Genomic DNA, 16,993 nt, shown 5'->3' with positions numbered 1-16,993 from the left:
TCCGACCGCGAAGCCGCCAAGGTCTTCAATATCACCCGTTCCACGGCTAAACCTCTCGCAACGTTAATCTCGGGTTCCACAGGGCGCAGCGCAATTGATTCGGTTTTTCTTTCGCATAATTTCCACTCTGCAACGATGCATTTAAGTTAAAGTGTTGCGTTGATTGATTGAGTCCGCAGCCAGGAGCAGAAGCACAGGAAATATCATGTCCATTGCAAGAAAAGGAAGCCGCCGGATTATTGTCGATTCTTTACCATATCGATGGTCGGTCAGTCTGCCCACCTATACACAGGCCATGGGGGAAGCGAATCTGTCTTTCGCAGTGGAATCTGAAAGCGGTGGCCGAACCACCCTTCTGGTGAGAACAGATATCGCACGTCCGGATATTTGGCTGGGTAATTTTACGCGTGCTATCACGCCCTCAGTCGTGGAACACGCTATTCGACAGGCATTGATGAAGGGGTGGCATCCCGGCCAATGTGGAAGCGCCTTTGAAATGACAATTCGACTCGCTTGAGCCCACTGGCAATCCGCCAGTTGCGTTGTACGCCTGCGGTGGACGCTGAAGTCCGTTATCAATGTTGACAATGCCCTTCGGCGCTGTCGACCGCAACCGGGAAAAAGCAGCGCTTTCCAAATGCTTTTCCGTGCGGAGTGGTCGATATCGCCGCTGTAGCAGTCGTTCGACTGATACAGCATGTGCTTGTATGCGGCGCCTTGTGTCTTGTCCCTGCCGTGCCACGCTTTTAGACTGGGGCCTTCTCCACGCTGCGATTGCCTGCCATGACCGAACTCCTGCCTCTGATGAGCTATTGCTTTGTGATGTCCGCCACGCCCGGGCCGAACAACGTCATGCTGGCCACCACCGGCGCCAATTTCGGCTATCGCGGTGCGCTGCCGGTGATCCTTGGCATCCAGGCCGGCATTTTTGTGCAGACCATGCTCATGTGCGTGGGGCTGGGCAGTGTGTTCGTCGCGTATCCGATGGCGCAGCAGGTGCTGCGCATCGCGGGCGCGCTGTACCTGATGTTCCTGGCCTGGAAGCTTGCCGGCGCCTCGGTGGCGGGAGGCAGCACAGCGAAAGCCGTGTCGTTTGCGCAGGCCGCGCTGTTTCAGGCGCTGAACCCCAAGAGCTGGCTCAAGGCGGTCACCATGGCGTCCGTCTTCATGCCTGCACAGGGCAATATGCTTGCCAACGCTCTGCTGGTGTCGCTGATCGGCACCGTGGTGGGCACGCCGTGCAACGCCATGTGGGCGCTGTTCGGCGTCTCGATTCGCAGCGTGCTGAAAGCGCCCCGCAACCAGCGCATCTTCAATCTCACGATGGGTGCCATCCTGCTGCTCCTCGCCGTGACGTTTTTACGCTAGACTTCCACCCATGCTCGCCATCGACCGTTCCTCTCCCATCGCTCTGTTCAAGCAGATCGAGGCCGCATTGCGCCTGCAGATTGCGCAACGGATCCTGCCTGGCGGGACCCGGCTGCCGTCGATCCGCCAGCTCGCCACGCAGCTCGCGGTCAGCACCAACACCGTGGTGGTGGCGTATGACAGGCTGGTGGCCGCAGGCGTCATCGATACGCACGGTACGACGGGCTTCTTCGTGTGCGCACCCACTGACGCCAGCCGCGCCATTCCCGACGAGGTGGCGCTGGAAGCGGGCCAGGAGCAGGAGCCGGTCTGGCTGAGCCAGCAAGTCAATGACCAGCGGCCGGGCGTGCTGCTGGCCAGCAGCGGCGCCTTGCCGCCCACCTGGCTGCAAGACGCGCTGCCTGCGGCCGCCGTGCAGCGTGGCCTGGCGCGCAGCGCGGCCGGCATGGCCTCGCGCTGTCCGCCGCAAGGGCTGGCCGAACTGCGCGAGCAGATCGCGCTGCTGATGCGCGGCATCGGCATCGCCGCGGACGCCAGCCACATCCTCACCACGTTCGGCGGCACCCATGCCATCGATCTGATCTGCCGCACGTTTCTGCAGCCCGGCGATACGGTGCTGGTGGAAGACCCCGGATACTTCCTGATGTTCGGCAGGCTGCGCCAGGACGGCGTGCGCCTGGTGCCCATCAAGCGCCGCCCCGATGGCCTCGACCTAGACGAACTGGAAGCGGCCTGCCGCGCGCACCGTCCGCGTCTGCTGTTCATGCAGACGGCCTTGCACAATCCCACCGGGTGGAGCAGCAGCGCCGCCAACCTGCACAAGGTGCTGATTTTGGCGCAGCAGCATGGCTTCCTGATCGCCGAAGACGACGTGCACGGCCATTTCCAGCCGGGCCACAGCACGCGGCTGGCGTCGCTGTCCGGACTCGACGGCGTGATCTATTATTCGAGCCTGTGCAAGGCGCTGAGCCCGGCCCTGCGCATGGGCTACCTGGCCGCGGCGCCCAATCTGCTCAAGCTGCTGATGCGCACCAAGATCCATTCCATCATGACCTTGCCTGCGCTGAACGAATACGTGCTGCTGGAAGTGCTCAAGGCCGGCAACCTGCGCAAGCACCTGGAACGGCTGCAACGCAAGATCATGGTGGCGCGCAACGCCAGCACGCGGCAACTGAGCGCGGCCGGCGTGCTGTTCGAGCAGCCCGGCGACGCAGGCATTTTCCTGTGGGGCAGCATGCCCGAAGGGCTGGATGTGGACTTGCTGGTGCAGGACGCCTACCGCAACAAGATCCTGCTGATGCGCGGCGCCGCGTTCTCGGCCAACGACACGCCCGACCAGCACATCCGCTTCAACGTCGCCTTCAGCCAGCATCCGCGCGTGAGCGCCTACCTTGAAGAACGCCTGCGCGCGGTGGCTGGCGCGCGCTCCAGCCTGGCCCGCGCCTTCCTTTAGTTTTTATTGGTATTCTGGAGGTACGGTTTTTTCGTCAACGTGTGAGCAAGGAAGCGCCATGCACAAACAGATCATCCTCAACCTGCCCGTCAAGGACCTGGACACATCCAAGGCCTTCTTTTCCGCCCTTGGCTTTACCTTCGATCCCCGCTTCAGCGGCGAGAACGCGGCGTTCATGAACATCGTCGACGGCAGCATCCAGGCCATGCTGACGACCGAAGCCTTCTTCCAGTCACTGATCGGCAAGCCGGTGGCGAAGGCGAAGGAGGCCAATGAAGTTGTCATTTGCCTCAGTTGCGAAAGCCGGGAAGAGGTGGACGGCCTGATCGCCAGGGCGGCCGCGGCCGGTGGCCGCATACCGCATCCGCCCGAAGACCATGGCTTCATGTATGACCAGGGCTTCGAGGATATCGATGGCCACCTGTGGAACCTGGTCTGGACGGCGCCGGAAGCCTGACGATTGAGGCTAACCGGCCGTATCAGTTCTTCGTGCGCACCTGGCGCACGTGGTTTTCCAGTTCGCTGAACGATGGGCGTTCCGTGGCGGAAATGACCTTGCGGCCGAATTCCACGGCCAGCGCCGGCGCATAGCCGTTCAGGCTGGCCAGCAGGGTCACTTTCACGCACTGGTACATCTTCGCCGTTTCATGGTGCTTGCGGCGCAGCAAGCTGGCCAGCGGCGCGATGAAACCGTAGGCCAGCAGGATGCCGATGAAGGTGCCCACCAGCGCCTGCGCGATCAGCACGCCCAGCTCGGCCGGCGGCAAGCCGACGGACGCCATCGTATGCACCACGCCCATCACGGCGGCCACGATGCCGAAGGCGGGCATGGCGTCGGCCAGCTGCGAAATCGTCTGGATCGGCATTTCCGCATCTTCATGGTGCGTCTCGATCTCGTTATCCATCAGATTTTCGATCTGGTAGGCGTCCATATTGCCCGACACCATCAGGCGCAGGTAATCGGTGATGAATTCCAGGATGTGCTCGTCACCGAGCGTGTACGGGTATTTCACGAAGATGGCGCTGCGGTAGGGGTCGTCGATATCGTCCTCGACCGACATCAGGCCTTCCTTGCGGATCTTGCTGAGGATTTCATACATCAGACCCATCAGCTCCATGTAGCGCGCTTTCGTGTATTGCGAGCCGTGGAACAGGGTGGGCAGGGCGGCGAACGTGGCGCGGATGGCCTTGGCGTCATTGCCGACAAAGAAGGTGCCCAGCGCGGCGCCGCCGATCATCAGCAGTTCCAGCGGCTGGAACAGGGCACCCAAATGCCCCCCCTGCATGGCGAAGCCGCCAAAGACGGAAAACAGCACGACGAGAAATCCGAGTATGACTAGCAAAACCTACTCCTTCATAATATTGCCATATCGCAATATTGTAGTTTAACCTGATTTGGCCGCTGTGGCCGCTTCTGGCTGCAACTGCTCGATGAGAAAATTGATAAAAGCGCGCACTTTGGCGGGCAGCTGGTGGCGGCTCGGGTAGTAGGCGTACAGGTCGGCCGGCGCCAGCGCGTAATCGGCCAGCACCACACGCAGGCGGCCGCTGTCGAGGTAGCGCGTCAGGTCCCATTCCGAGCGCAGCAGGATGCCGTGCCCGTCCAGCGCCCAGCCCAGCACCACGTCGCCATCATTGCTGGCCACCGTGCCGCGCACCTTCACCGTGTGGGTGGCGCGGCCCCGGCTCAAACGCCAGATGCCGTAGGCGTCGTCATTCTGCCGATGCACGATGCAGCGGTGCTGCGCCAGCTCGTCCGGCGTCTGCGGCGTGCCGTGCGCCTGCAGGTAGGCGGGCGAGGCGCACAGGAAGCGCCGGTTCGACATGATGCGCCGCGCCGACAGCCGCGTGTCGGGCAGGTCGCCGAAGCGGATGCCCAGGTCGTACGCCTGCTCGACCAGGTTGATGGGGCTGTCCGTCAGCTGCAGCTGCACTTCCAGCTGCGGGTGGTGCAGGGCGAATTGCGACAGCAGGGGCGCGATCACCGTGCGCCCGAAACCCAGGGTGGCGTTGACGCGCAGCAATCCGCGCGGCTGCGCGCTGCCGCTGGCCAGGGACTCTTCCATGGCGCGGATATCGTCGAGGATCTGCCGTGCCTGCTGCAGATAACTTTCGCCATCGCCCGTCAGGCTGATGCGCCGCGTGCTGCGGTTCAGCAAACGCACGCCCAGGCGCTGTTCCATCAGTTGCAATCGCTTGCTGACGGCGGGCGGCGTGATGTCCAGCTCGCGCGCCGTGGCCGACAGGCTGCCCAGCTTGGCCAGCAGCACAAAGAAGGCCATTTCCGTGGTGGCGTCGCTTTTCATTATTAACTTCAAGTGAAGAATGGTTTAAATTGCTATCGATTATACGACTGCGTATCGCGGTTAAGCTGGCGTCACCATTCAAGCACAGGAGACCCGCATGAAAATCGTTGAAATCCGCGAAAAGACCATCCCCATCTCTTCCCCCATCCGCAACGCCTACATCGACTTCACGAAGATGACCCTGAGCCTGGTGGCCGTCGTCACCGACGTGATGCGTGACGGCAAGCCCGTCGTCGGCTACGGCTTCAATTCGAATGGCCGCTACGGCCAGGGCATGCTGATGCGCGAGCGCTTCATCCCGCGCATCCTCGACGCCGATCCCGCCAGCCTCGTGACGTATGACGGCGCCAACCTCGACCCGCACAAGGTGTGGGACTGCATGTACACCAATGAAAAGCCGGGCGGCCATGGCGAGCGTTCGGTGGCCATCGGCACCGTCGACATGGCCATCTGGGATGCCGTGGCGAAGATCGAGAACAAGCCGCTGTTCCAGTTGCTGGCCGAGCGCCACGGCACGGGCGTGCCCGACAAACAGGTGTTCGTGTATGCGGCCGGCGGCTATTACTATCCGGGCCAGAGCTTGAGTGCACTGCAGGACGAGATGCGCAGCTATATCGACCGCGGCTATACGGTGGTCAAGAAGAAGATCGGCGGCGCTTCGCTGGACGAGGATTTGCGCCGCATCGACGCCATCATGGAAGTGCTGCAGGACGGACAGAAGCTGTGCGTGGACGCCAACGGCCGTTTCGACCTCGATACGTCGATCGCCTACGCCAAGGCGCTGCGCCAGTACGACCTGTTCTGGTATGAAGAGGCGGGCGATCCGCTCGACTTCGAGCTGCAAGCGACCCTGCGCAGCTATTACGACAAGCCGATGGCGACGGGCGAAAACCTGTTTTCCATGCAGGATGCGCGCAACCTGATCCGCTACGGCGGCATGCGCGCCGACCGCGACTGGCTGCAGTTCGACTGCGCCCTCAGCTACGGCCTGGTGGAATACCTGCGCACCCTGGACATGCTGCACCAGCACGGCTGGTCGCGCAGCCGCTGCATCCCGCACGGCGGCCACCAGATGTCGCTGAATATCGCGGCAGGGCTGGGCCTGGGCGGCAATGAATCGTATCCCGATTTATTCCAGCCGTTCGGCGGTTTTCCCGACGGCGTGCGCGTCGAAAACGGCCACATCACCATGCCGGACCTGGTCGGCATCGGCTTCGAGGGCAAGGCGAACCTGTATGCGGAAATGCGCGCGCTGAGCGGGCAGTAAGCTCAGGCCGGCGCCTGGCGTTTGATCTGCGCGGCGGGGCTGGACTTCTCCCAGCGGAACAGCCACATGATGGCAAGCTTGGTCGCAGCGCTGACGCTGGCCAGCAGCAGCAAGGGCCAGCCCGTCGGCAGGCCCATGACGCAGGCAAAGAAGATGGTGCTGACATCCATTGCCAGGATGAACTGGCTCATTTTCAGGGACACTGCGCCCGTCTTGCCCGAGCGCCAGATCAGGCCAATCTGGTGCGCATAGCCCTGCGCCAGCAGCACGGTGACGGCGACGATCAGGCTTTGCGAGATCACGCGCTTTTCATCCGTGAAGGTAGGGCCGAAGGCCAGGCCCGCCACGCCCGCGCACAGCAGCAGCGCGCACGCCAGCAGGGCATTGCGCGATGCCCGGCTGCGCCGGTCGCGGTAAATCTCGAACAGGATGGCCAGCGCGATCAAGGACGCGATCAGGCGCGGCCAGACGATGTAATGGTTGAACGGCGTGATCGAATAGCCGTACACGAAGAAGGCGCAATAGGCGAGGAAGCTGACGGTGAACTGGTTGATGGATAAAATGTCCGTCGTCTTGCCGGCGCCGACCCTGGCATCGTGCTTGCGCTGCCAGATCTTTTGCAGCTGCGACCACAGGCCGTACAAGCTGACGACGATGAAGAGGGAATTGAGGCTGCCGGCGAGGGTGTAGAGGGCTGGATGCTGCAAGGGGGCACCTGAGTGTTGTGGTTGCTACTATGCTGCTATGGATGCGGCTTGATTGGCCGGCCCGGCATCAACAAGGATGCGTGCCTCGGCGGCAGCAATCTTGATGCTCAGGTCACTCATGAACATCAACGCGAGATCAGTGCAGCCTTCGCTCGCCTCGTGCGACGCGACGCCGTCCATGTCATCGCGCATGGCATTCCACATGAAGCCGATGGAGGACAGGCATTTCTCCCCGTTGACATGCTCGCCGTCGCCGGATTCCCGGATTTTCAGCACATGTACACCTTCGCAGACCAGCGTCAGCGCAGGTGGCATGCCGGGCCGGATCCAGTCGCCGTCACTACGTACCCAATGCAGCTGCAACTGCCGCGCAGCGATGCGGTAGTCGATCTGCGTGAATGCGTAATCGTTGTGCAGGTCAAATTCCTGCCCTTCAAGCAAGATTTTAGTTAAACCCTTGAGGATGGAAAAACCATGGAGTTGCATACGCAGGCAGAATTGATTGCAAAAGAAGTCATTATGCCATCGAAATAATATGTTGCGCTTGTCCCAAGGCAGGCCGGTACGTCCGAAATACTTGCACATCGTCACTTGCCCCTATAATTGAGGCATGACTTTCTTATCACATCGTGCCCGCTCCGTGCTGGGCACCTTCGGCAAAATGGCCGTTTCCCTGATTCTCCTGTTGACTGCACTGTGGGGCGCGCTGGCGCTGTGGTACCAGCTATCCGGCGGCACGGCGGCGCAAGGCATCGGCGCCTTGCTGTGGGCTGCGCTGGGCGTGGCCAGCATCGCGCTGTGGTGGATGCGCGGCGACATGCGCGTGTTGCTACCGTATGCGGCCGGTTTTATCCTGCTGCTCGTGTGGTGGAGTTTCATCACGCCGAAGCAGGAAAGGGTGTGGGCCGACGACGTGGCGCGCAACGTCACGGGTACGGTCAAGGGCAATCTCGTCACCTTGGACAATGTGCGCAATTTCGACTGGCGCAGCGATGACGACTACACGGTCAAGTGGGAGCAGCGCAGCTACGACCTCGACGAACTGCGCACGGTGGACACGGCGCTGTCGTACTGGACGGGCCCGTACATTGCGCATACCCTGATCTCGTTCGGCTTTGCCGACGGGCGCTTTCTGACGTTTTCCATCGAGATCCGCAAGGAGAAGGGCGAGAGCTTTTCCGCCATCGGCGGCTTCTTCAAGCATTTCGAGATGAGCCTGATCGCCGCCGACGAGCGCGACATCCTGCGCGTGCGCACGAATGCGCGCGGCGAGGACATGCATCTGTACCGCGTCATGATGCCGAAAGCTGCCATGCGCTCGCTGTTCCTCGCCTACCTGGACGAGGCGCAAGCGCTGAAGAACCAGCCGCGGTTCTACAACACCCTGACGGCCAACTGCACCACCATCGTCTTCGAGATGGTGCGCCGCATCGTGCCTGGCCTGCCGCTCGACTACCGGCTGATGGCCTCGGGCTACCTGGACCGCTACCTGTTCGACGTCAAGGGCCTGGTGCCCGGCCTGAGCTTCCAGCAGCTGCGCGATGGCGGCCACGTCACGGCGCGCGCGCGTGCGGCCAACGACGATCCTGATTTTTCGCACGCCATCCGCCGCGCCATGCCCGGCTATGACGAAGCGGGCTTTTCGAAGCTGCAAATGCCACGTCAGTAGCCGTCTGCCTTATACTGTCGCAATTCCGACCGGCCGCCTTTCGCGGCCGGTCTCACTTTACGAATAAAGAAGGCCCGCTATGCCATTTTCCTCACTGGGTCTGATTCCCGCCCTGGTCCGTGCCGTCGACAAGGCCGGCTATGCCGCGCCGACGGCCATCCAGGCAGCCGCCATTCCCGCCATCCTGCGCGGCAGCGACGTGCTGGGCGCGGCCCAGACGGGGTCCGGCAAGACGGCAGCCTACGCGCTGCCGCTGCTGCAGGCGCTGATGGCGCCCGTTTCCGGCCCGCGCCAGGTGCGCGCGCTGATCCTCGTGCCCACGCGCGAGCTGGCGGCGCAGGTGGGGCAGACCGTGCACGCGCTGGCCAAGCCGCTGCCGATCAAACTGAAGATTTCCGTGCTGTTCGGCGGCGTATCGATCAACCCGCAGATGATGGATTTGCGCGGCGGCGCCGACATCGTCGTCGCCACGCCGGGCCGCTTGCTGGACCTGGTGCGCCAGAACGCCGTGAAGCTGGGCGGCGTGTCGCTGTGCGTGCTCGACGAGGCCGACCGTTTGCTCGACATGGGTTTTAGCGAGGAAATCAACGCCATCCTGGCGCTGCTGCCGGGCAAGCGGCAAAACCTGTTCTTCTCCGCCACCTTCCCCGACAGCGTGCAGGCGCTGGCGGACAGCCTGCTCAAGGACCCCGTGCGCATCGAAGTGGCGTCCGAACCGCAGGACAAACCCGACATCGTGCAGCGCGCCATCACGGTCGACGTGCCGCGCCGCACGCAGCTACTGCGCTACCTGATCCTGCAGCAGCAGTGGGAGCGCGTGCTGGTGTTCGTCGCCACCAAGTACGCGGCCGAACACGTGGCCGACAAACTGCAGCGCGCCGGCCTGCACGTGGGCGCCTTCCATGGCGAATTCAGCCAGGGTACGCGCAGCCAGCTGCTGGCCGACTTCAAGGCGTGCCGCTTGCAGGTGCTGGTGGCCACCGACGTGGCCGCGCGCGGCATCGACATCGCCGGCTTGCCGGCCGTCGTCAACTATGACTTGCCCCGCTCGGCCGTCGACTACACGCACCGCATCGGCCGCACGGGCCGCGCCGGCGAAAGCGGCACGGCCATCAGTTTCGTGACGGCCGACACGGAAGCGCATTTCCGTCTGATCGAGAACCGCAACGACTTGCGCATCGTGCGCGAAGTGGTGGCCGGTTTCGAGCCGACGGAATTGCCCGCGCCCGTGCATCCCGTCACCGATACGGTGAATGGCGGCGTGAAGGGCGCGCGCAAGAGCAAAAAGGACAAATTGCGAGAAGCGGCTGCGAAGGCGGCCGAAGGCAATTAAATCCCCCTTATGTGCGCTAGCCGCTTGAACGGCTGGCCGTCCCGCTTTAAGATGATGTTTCTATAAAGCAAGGGGACGGGAATGCACATGACCTTCATCACGCGCGCGGGCGCTCTGGCTTGCGCGCTGGCGCTGGCCGGTTGCGCCGGCATGGGCGGAAAAAATGACAGCACCGGCATGCAGATGCCGGGCAAAACGCCGGCCGACGCCGCCGTGGCCGCCACCTGGTACAACCCGCCCAGCGAATTTCCCGGCATTTGCCTGACCCAGTTCAAGGATGGCAGCCTGCGTTTCGACGGCGGCTTCGCTTTTTTCAATCCGGGCCGCTGGGCCTACGATGCGGCCACGTCCGAGCTGCGTTTGCAACTGGCGCCGACGCCGTCGCTGGAACTGTCGCACGCGCAAACGGTGCTGCACAAGAACCTGCTGAGGGTCGAGGCCGCCAAAAATACGCTGGTCTACGCCGTGAAGGCCGACACGCAAGCCATCGGCCTGGGCGGCTTTGTGTTTTACCGCGACACGCCTTGTCCTGTACAGCGCGGATAAGTGCTGGATAAGTGGCAGATAAGTGTAATGAAGGAATATTTAGTCGTATAATTTCAAGGCAATCTGGCTGCCGCGCAAGACTCGCAAGACTATCTTGCGCGGCAGATTTCCCCTCCAGGCAAGCTCCGATATCGCCGTGGCGATGAGAGGATGGTCCGATGGATGTGCACGACGAGCATGGCATGCCGGGTACTGCGGCGCTGGCGGCGGACGCCGGGCAGCAGGCTGCGGCGCCGCCGCGCACCTTGCTGCTGGTCGATGACGAACCGAATATCCTCGCTTCCCTCAAGCGCTTGCTGCGGCGCGACGGCTACCATATCCTGACGGCCAACGGCGGCCAGGAAGGGCTGGACGTGCTGGCCAGCCACGCCGTCGACGTGATCGTCTCGGACCAGCGCATGCCCGGCATGCTGGGCGCCGATTTCCTGCGCAAGGCCAAGCTGCTGCGCCCGCAAACCATCCGCATCATGCTGTCGGGTTATACCGAATTGCAGGCCGTCACGGACGCCGTCAACGAGGGCGCCATTTTCAAATTCCTCACCAAGCCCTGGGAAGACCACCAGCTGCGCGAGCATATCGCCGAAGCCTTTCGCCTGAAAGGCATCGACGACGACAATGTGCGCCTCAATGCGCAGCTGCGCGACGCCAACCAGGCGCTGGCGGCCGCCAATGCCGCCATGCAGGCGCTGGTGCGCCAGCAGCAGCACCAGATCAGCCGCGATGAAGTCAGCCTGGGCATCGCGCGCGAATTGCTGCAATTTCTGCCGCTGCCCGTGATCGGGCTTGATGAGGACGGCATGATCGCCTTCATCAACGCGGCGGCGGCCAACCTGTTCGAACGGGGCGCGGCCCTGCTGGGCAACGAGGCGGCGATCGTCTTGCCGCAATTGTTCGACGGGCAGGGCGCGCCTTGCCTGGCCGCCATCGATGGCCAGCCGTACACCGTGGCCGTCCATCCGATGGGCCTGCATTCGCGCTCGCGCGGCAGCCTCGTCACCCTGAGTCGTCATGGAGCAGATACATGAGTGAAAGCGGACGCGAGATTTCCATGGAGCAGGCGCAGGAAGGCATGGTGCTGGCGCAGGCCTTGAACGACGCCAGCGGCGCCGTGCTGCTGGCCCAGGGCGCCACCCTGACGGCGGCGAACCTGACGGCTCTGCGCCGGCGCAATGTGGAGCGCTGCCGCGTCGTCATGGACGAGGCGATCGACCCCGCCGCGCAGGCGCATGCCGAGCAGGAACGGGTGCGCCGCCTGGAACGGCTGGCCGTGCTGTTCCGCGCCACGCCGGCCGATTCCGCCGGGGCCGAACTGCTGGTGCTGCTGCAGCGCTACCGGCAAGGGGGCACCGCATGACACGCCTCAGTTTTGAACACATCATCCGCCAGATCCAGGAACTGCCTTCGCTGCCAGTGGTGGTGCTGGAGCTGCTGTCGAGCATGGACCAGGACGACACGGACGTGCACGTGCTGGCGCAAAAGATCGAGCTGGACCAGGCCCTGGCGGCGAAGACTCTGCGTATCGCCAACTCCTCGTTCTACGGCATGCAATCGAAGGTCACCAGTATTCCGCAAGCCGTTTCCGTGCTGGGCTTTCACAGCATCCGCACCGTCGTCACGGCGTGCGCCCTGACGAGCAGCTTCGCGCCGGTGGCCGGCGGCTTCGATTTCCAGGCCTTTTGGCGTCACTCGCTGGCCACGGCCATTGCCGCGCGCCTGCTGGCGCCGCACCTGCGCGTCAATCCCGAAACGGCGTTCACGGCCGGCCTGCTGCACGACCTGGGCACCCTGGTGCTGGTGACGCGCTTCCCGGCCGAACACGCGCTCGTGCGCAGCCACCGCCAGGCGCATGACTGCCAGATGGCCGAGGCGGAACTGGCCGTCATCGGCATCGATCACGCGCAGGTGGGCAGCGCCCTTGCCGCCTACTGGAAGTTTCCCGAGGCGATACAGCAGGCGGTGGCCGACCACCATGCCATCGACCGTCTGGAAGCGGGCGGCCTGCCGCTGGCCGTGCACATGGCCAATGCCGTCGCCTTGGCGCTCGACCTGGCTGGCGTCGACGATGCGCTGGTGCCGCCCCTGTCGCCGACGGGCTGGCGCAGCATCGCGCTGGACGAGCAGGCCTGGCTGGCGCTGCTGGGGCAAACGGAACACACCTTCGATGAAATGTCGCGGATCATGCTGGCATGAACAGGATAGAGGCCATGGAAACAGATGCAGGGCAGGCGCTGCCGGCCACGCCGGAACGCCGTCAGGGCGACACCATCGCGCTGTCGGCATTTTTCGACGGCCATCCCGTGGCCACTTTCGCCATCGATACGGAGCACGTGGTGACGCACTGGAACAGCGCCTGCGAGCAGTTGCTGGGCTTTGCGGCCGCCGAGATGGTCGGCACGCGCGACCACTGGAAGGCGTTTTATCCGCAGCCGCGCGCCTGCCTGGCCGACCTGCTGGTGGCCGACGACATCGCGCTGGGCGAAAATGACCTTTACCTTGGCAAGCTGAAGCGTTCACCGGTGATCCCCGGCGCCTTCGAGGCCGAGGATTTTTTTGCCGATATCGGCCCCGACGGCCACTGGTTGCATTTCACGGCGGCGCCTCTGCGCGATCGCCAGGGACGCCTGGTGGGCGCCATCGAAACCCTGCGCGACGTGAGCGAACGGCGCCTGGCGGAACTGGCGCTGCGCAAGGCGCACGACAACCTGGAACACCTGGTGGCCGAGCGCACGGCCCAGCTGGCCGAGATGAACGAGCGCCTGGCCGACGATATCCGCCAGCGCCAGATCGCCGATCTGGAATTGCGCGAGCGTAACCTGGCCCTGACGGAATTGAACAGCAAGCTGTCGCTGGCCCAGCAAAAGCTGCTGCAGTCGGAAAAACTGGCCTCGATCGGCCAGCTGGCCGCCGGCGTGGCGCACGAGATCAACAATCCCATCGGCTATGTGTTTTCCAATGTCGGCACCCTGGAAGGCTACCTGGACGACCTGTTCAGCATGCTCGACGCCTACGAGGAAGCCGAGCCGGCCGTCGCCGACCCCGTGGTGGCGGCGCGCCTGCGGGCGCTGCGCGAACAGATCGACCTGGACTTCCTGCGCAGCGACATACCGATGCTGATGGGCGAGTCGAAGGAAGGCATTTCGCGCGTGCGCCGCATCGTGCAGGACCTGAAGGATTTTTCGCGCACGGATGCGCACCAGGAGTGGGTCTGGGCCGACTTGCGCCAGGGCATCAATACCACGCTCAATATCGTGAATAACGAGGTCAAGTACAAGGCCGACGTGGTGCGCGAATATGGCGACATTCCCGACATCGAATGCCAGCCTTCCGAGCTGAACCAAGTGATCATGAACCTGGTCGTCAACGCGGCCCACGCCATGGGCGAGGCGCACGGACGCATCACCCTGCGCACGGGCAGCGACAATGCGACGGAAGTGTGGATCGAGGTCGAGGATACGGGCGGCGGCATCGCGCCCGAGCACCTGTCGCGCATCTTCGACCCCTTCTTTACCACCAAGGCCGTCGGCAAGGGCACGGGGCTGGGCCTGTCGCTGGCCTACACCACGGTGCAGAAACACCATGGCCGCATCGACGTGCGCAGCGTCATCGGCAGCGGCACCACCTTCCGCATCACCTTGCCCGTGCGCCAGGCGCAGGCCGTCGCACCATGACCGAACAGGACAGCATGCATACGAGCACCAGCACCGCGCCGCCCACCATCCTGTGCGTCGATGACGAACCGAATATCCTGTCGTCGCTGCGGCGGCTGTTCCGCCCGCACGGCTACCGCGTGCTGACGGCCGATGGCGGCGCGGCCGGCCTGGCCCTGCTCGAGAGCGAGACGGTGGACCTGGTCATCTCCGACATGCGCATGCCGCACATGGATGGCGCGCAGTTCCTGGCCCAGGTGCGCCAGCGCTGGCCCGGCACCATCCGCTTGCTGCTGACCGGCTATGCCGACATCCAGTCCATCCTCGACGCCATCAACCAGGGCGAGATCTACCGCTACGTGACCAAGCCGTGGGACGAGAACGATATCGTGCTGGTGGTGCGCCACGCGCTGGAACGGCGCGCGCTGGAGCAGGAAAAGCTGCGCCTGGAAGCGCTGACGGCCAGCCAGAACGTGGAGCTGCAGGCGCTCAACGCCAGCCTGGAAGCGAAGGTGGCCACGCGCACGCAGCAGCTGAAGCAGTCGCACGATGAAGTGCAGGCGGCCAACGAGCGCCTGAAGGCGACGTTCGTGACGACCATCAAGGTATTTTCCAACCTGATCGAGATGCGTGGCGGCAAGCTGGCCGGCCATGCGCGGCGGGTGGCCGAGCTGTCGCGCAAGCTGGCGCAGGCGCTGGGCCTGGAAGGGCAGGAGGCGCGCGACGTGTTCATCGCGGCCCTGCTCAAGGATATCGGCAAGCTCAGCTTGAGCGACGACGTGCTGGAATTGCCGGCCAGCGCCTGGAATGGCGAGCAGCTGGCCGCCTTCCGCAAGCATCCGCTGCGCGCCGAACAGTTATTGATGGCGCTCGACGAGCTGCGCGCCGTCTCCGTGATCCTGCGCTCGCAGCTCGAGCGCTTCGACGGCGGCGGCTTTCCCGATGGCCTGGTGGGCCTGGCCATTCCGATGGGCGCGCGCATCCTGGCGCTGGCGTCCGACTACGACGGCTTGCAGATCGGCGCCATGGTGCAGCGCAGCCTGCGCGCCGACGAGGCCCGCACCCTGATCTACGACAGCGTCGGCAAGCGCTACGACCCGGCCGTGGTGGCCGCTTTCCGCGGCATCATGGAAGAGACGGAGCCGCCGGCGCGCGACCTGACGGTGCTGTCGGGCCAGCTGGAGCCGGGCATGGTGCTGTCGCGCGACCTGATCAGCCGTGATGGCCTGATGCTGCTGGCGGCCGAACACGTGCTGACGGCCCGCGTGATTTCCCAGCTGCTCGACTTCGAAGGCAAGAATGGCGGGCGCCTGAGCATCCGCGTGTACGCGCCCTTGAAGGACGTCTAGGCGTTCGCGGCGGCGGGCGGCTGCAGCGGCAGGTGCACGGTAAAGCGCGTGCCGCGGCCCACTTCCGAGGCCACCTCGATGCGTCCGCCGTGCTTGTTGACGATGCCGTACGACAGCGACAGGCCCAGGCCCGTGCCGCTGCCCACGGCCTTGGTCGTGAAGAACGGCTCGAAGATGCGGTTCAGGTGCTCGGGCGCGATGCCGGCGCCCGTGTCGCCGATCTCCACCCACACCCAGTCGCCCGCGTGGCCCGTGCGGATGCTGATCACGCCGTCGCTGCTGATGGCCTGGCCCGCGTTGACGAGCAGGTTCATGAAGACCTGGTTCAGCTGCGACGCCAGGCACAGTATCTGCGGCAGCTCGCCATAGTGTTTTTCGATGCGCGCCTTGTATTTCAATTCGTTGGCGACGATATTGAGGGTGCTGTCCAGGCCCGCATGCAGGCTGGCCACTTGCCAGTCCGTCTCGCCCACGTGGGAAAAATCCTTCAGCGCCTGCACGATGTCGCGCACGCGCTTCAAGCCATCCATCGATTCACGCACCAGGTCGCCGATGTCGTCCTGCAGGAAAGCCAGGTCGGCCTGCGCGCGCACCTGCGCCACTTTTTCGGCCCGGGCTGGGCCGTCGAGCGGCTCGCCCATCGCCGCTTCATACTGGGCGATGACGTCGAACAGGGTGCCGACATAGCCTTGCAGCGAACTCATGTTCGAATTGACGAAGCCGATCGGGTTATTGATTTCATGCGCGATGCCGGCCGCCAGCTGGCCGATGGACGCCATCTTTTCCGATTGCAGCAGCTGGTCGTGGGCTTCCTGCAACTTGCTGATCAGTAGTTGCTGCTCTTCGCCGCGCGCCTGCAGCATCGCTTCCATGCCCTTGCGTTCCGTGATGTCCGTCAGCGAGCCGATCACCTCGAACGGCACGCCGTGATCGTCGCGCACGAGGCGCAGGCTGTCGTGCATCCACAGATAGCTGCCGTCGCGCACGCGGAAGCGGTATTCGTAGGCGCGCGCGCCTTCGACGAAGATCTGCGCCAGGCTGGAAAAGATGCCGGGCGCATCGTCGGGGTGGATGTGGTCGAACCAGAAATTGGGATCGGCAACCATCTCCTCGGGCTGGTAGCCCAGCACGTTGAGGGCATTGTTGCTGACAAAGGTCATCTTGAAGTCGCCGCTGGGCACGGTGCAATAGATGATGGAAGGTGTATTGTCGAGCAGGTATTGCAGGCGCACGGCCGTGGCGGCCGATGCGTCATCGCCAGGCGCCGTCCCGGCATGCCGGCCGGTATCGGGAGTGGAAAGGTCGAAATCCTCGAACTGCATCGTCACACCTCGCTGCCTGCACGGCC

The 16,993-nt window shown here is 63.9% G+C and carries 18 protein-coding genes; 13 read left to right on the top strand and 5 right to left on the bottom strand.

What is annotated here, in order from left to right; all coding sequences use genetic code 11:
• The first annotated feature begins 205 nt into the window (after window positions 1-205).
• The 4 genes from KO539_RS01645 to KO539_RS01630 all read left to right on the top strand — a co-directional run bounded on the left by KO539_RS01645 (window position 206) and on the right by KO539_RS01630 (window position 3,278).
• Entirely contained in the window at window positions 206-517 is a 312-nt protein-coding gene (locus tag KO539_RS01645; protein WP_219307028.1) for a hypothetical protein, read from the top strand.
• Window positions 518-783: 266 nt separating this feature from the next.
• Complete coding sequence (locus tag KO539_RS01640) at window positions 784-1,368, top strand: LysE family translocator (protein ID WP_219307027.1); 585 nt, start codon at window positions 784-786, stop codon at window positions 1,366-1,368.
• Between the two features lie 10 nt (window positions 1,369-1,378).
• Window positions 1,379-2,821 (top strand): PLP-dependent aminotransferase family protein, encoded by a 1,443-nt coding sequence (locus tag KO539_RS01635; protein ID WP_219307026.1) that lies wholly within the window; start codon window positions 1,379-1,381, stop codon window positions 2,819-2,821.
• Between the two features lie 58 nt (window positions 2,822-2,879).
• Window positions 2,880-3,278 (top strand): VOC family protein, encoded by a 399-nt coding sequence (locus KO539_RS01630; RefSeq protein ID WP_219307025.1) that lies wholly within the window; start codon window positions 2,880-2,882, stop codon window positions 3,276-3,278.
• A gap of 22 nt (window positions 3,279-3,300) precedes the next feature.
• Here the strand turns inward: KO539_RS01630 and motA are convergent, their stop codons facing one another.
• Entirely contained in the window at window positions 3,301-4,164 is an 864-nt protein-coding gene (motA, locus tag KO539_RS01625; RefSeq protein WP_035820336.1) for a flagellar motor stator protein MotA, read from the bottom strand.
• Window positions 4,165-4,206: 42 nt separating this feature from the next.
• A complete protein-coding gene (locus tag KO539_RS01620; protein ID WP_176390023.1) occupies window positions 4,207-5,127 on the bottom strand; it encodes a LysR family transcriptional regulator in 921 nt (306 codons plus the stop codon).
• Between the two features lie 97 nt (window positions 5,128-5,224).
• Here KO539_RS01620 and KO539_RS01615 point away from each other — a divergent pair, with 97 nt between their 5' ends.
• On the top strand, window positions 5,225-6,394 hold the full coding sequence (locus tag KO539_RS01615; RefSeq protein WP_219307024.1) for a mandelate racemase/muconate lactonizing enzyme family protein: 1,170 nt from the start codon (window positions 5,225-5,227) through the stop codon (window positions 6,392-6,394).
• A 2-nt stretch (window positions 6,395-6,396) separates the two neighbouring features.
• Here KO539_RS01615 and KO539_RS01610 read toward each other — a convergent pair whose 3' ends face one another.
• Complete coding sequence (locus KO539_RS01610) at window positions 6,397-7,101, bottom strand: hypothetical protein (protein ID WP_219307023.1); 705 nt, start codon at window positions 7,099-7,101, stop codon at window positions 6,397-6,399.
• Between the two features lie 27 nt (window positions 7,102-7,128).
• Window positions 7,129-7,686 carry a hypothetical protein gene (locus tag KO539_RS01605; RefSeq protein ID WP_219307022.1) on the bottom strand — a complete coding sequence of 186 codons (558 nt, stop codon included), beginning with the start codon at window positions 7,684-7,686 and terminating at the stop codon, window positions 7,129-7,131.
• A 25-nt stretch (window positions 7,687-7,711) separates the two neighbouring features.
• Here KO539_RS01605 and KO539_RS01600 point away from each other — a divergent pair, with 25 nt between their 5' ends.
• The 8 genes from KO539_RS01600 (at window position 7,712) to KO539_RS01565 (ending at window position 15,645) form a co-directional block, all read left to right on the top strand.
• Window positions 7,712-8,770 (top strand): DUF4105 domain-containing protein, encoded by a 1,059-nt coding sequence (locus KO539_RS01600; protein WP_219307021.1) that lies wholly within the window; start codon window positions 7,712-7,714, stop codon window positions 8,768-8,770.
• A 79-nt stretch (window positions 8,771-8,849) separates the two neighbouring features.
• Window positions 8,850-10,103, top strand: coding sequence for a DEAD/DEAH box helicase (locus KO539_RS01595; protein WP_219307020.1), 1,254 nt, complete (start codon window positions 8,850-8,852; stop codon window positions 10,101-10,103).
• A gap of 87 nt (window positions 10,104-10,190) precedes the next feature.
• A complete protein-coding gene (locus tag KO539_RS01590; RefSeq protein WP_035820324.1) occupies window positions 10,191-10,649 on the top strand; it encodes a hypothetical protein in 459 nt (152 codons plus the stop codon).
• 158 nt (window positions 10,650-10,807) lie between these two features.
• Window positions 10,808-11,674: a response regulator gene (locus KO539_RS01585; RefSeq protein ID WP_219307019.1), complete on the top strand. Its 867-nt coding sequence runs from the start codon at window positions 10,808-10,810 to the stop codon at window positions 11,672-11,674.
• Window positions 11,671-12,003 carry a hypothetical protein gene (locus tag KO539_RS01580; protein WP_219307018.1) on the top strand — a complete coding sequence of 111 codons (333 nt, stop codon included), beginning with the start codon at window positions 11,671-11,673 and terminating at the stop codon, window positions 12,001-12,003. The genes KO539_RS01585 and KO539_RS01580 overlap by 4 nt, the downstream gene beginning before the upstream one ends.
• Window positions 12,000-12,839: an HDOD domain-containing protein gene (locus KO539_RS01575; RefSeq protein ID WP_219307017.1), complete on the top strand. Its 840-nt coding sequence runs from the start codon at window positions 12,000-12,002 to the stop codon at window positions 12,837-12,839. Before KO539_RS01580 ends, KO539_RS01575 begins: the two co-directional genes overlap by 4 nt.
• 14 nt (window positions 12,840-12,853) lie before the next feature.
• Window positions 12,854-14,317 (top strand): ATP-binding protein, encoded by a 1,464-nt coding sequence (locus tag KO539_RS01570; RefSeq protein ID WP_219307016.1) that lies wholly within the window; start codon window positions 12,854-12,856, stop codon window positions 14,315-14,317.
• The gene (locus KO539_RS01565) at window positions 14,314-15,645 is read left to right on the top strand and encodes an HD domain-containing phosphohydrolase (RefSeq protein WP_257626079.1); all 1,332 of its coding nucleotides are present in this window, start codon (window positions 14,314-14,316) and stop codon (window positions 15,643-15,645) included. The genes KO539_RS01570 and KO539_RS01565 overlap by 4 nt, the downstream gene beginning before the upstream one ends.
• Here the strand turns inward: KO539_RS01565 and KO539_RS01560 are convergent.
• Window positions 15,642-16,967 carry an ATP-binding protein gene (locus KO539_RS01560; RefSeq protein ID WP_219308537.1) on the bottom strand — a complete coding sequence of 442 codons (1,326 nt, stop codon included), beginning with the start codon at window positions 16,965-16,967 and terminating at the stop codon, window positions 15,642-15,644. The genes KO539_RS01565 and KO539_RS01560 overlap by 4 nt on opposite strands.
• Between the last annotated feature and the right edge of the window lie 26 nt (window positions 16,968-16,993).

The organism is Janthinobacterium sp. NKUCC06_STL, assembly GCF_019345455.1.
Classification (GTDB): Bacteria; Pseudomonadota; Gammaproteobacteria; order Burkholderiales; family Burkholderiaceae_D; genus Janthinobacterium; species Janthinobacterium rivuli.
The sequence above is the reverse complement of the archived record's forward strand: the minus strand, read 5'-3'. Positions and strand labels throughout refer to the sequence as shown.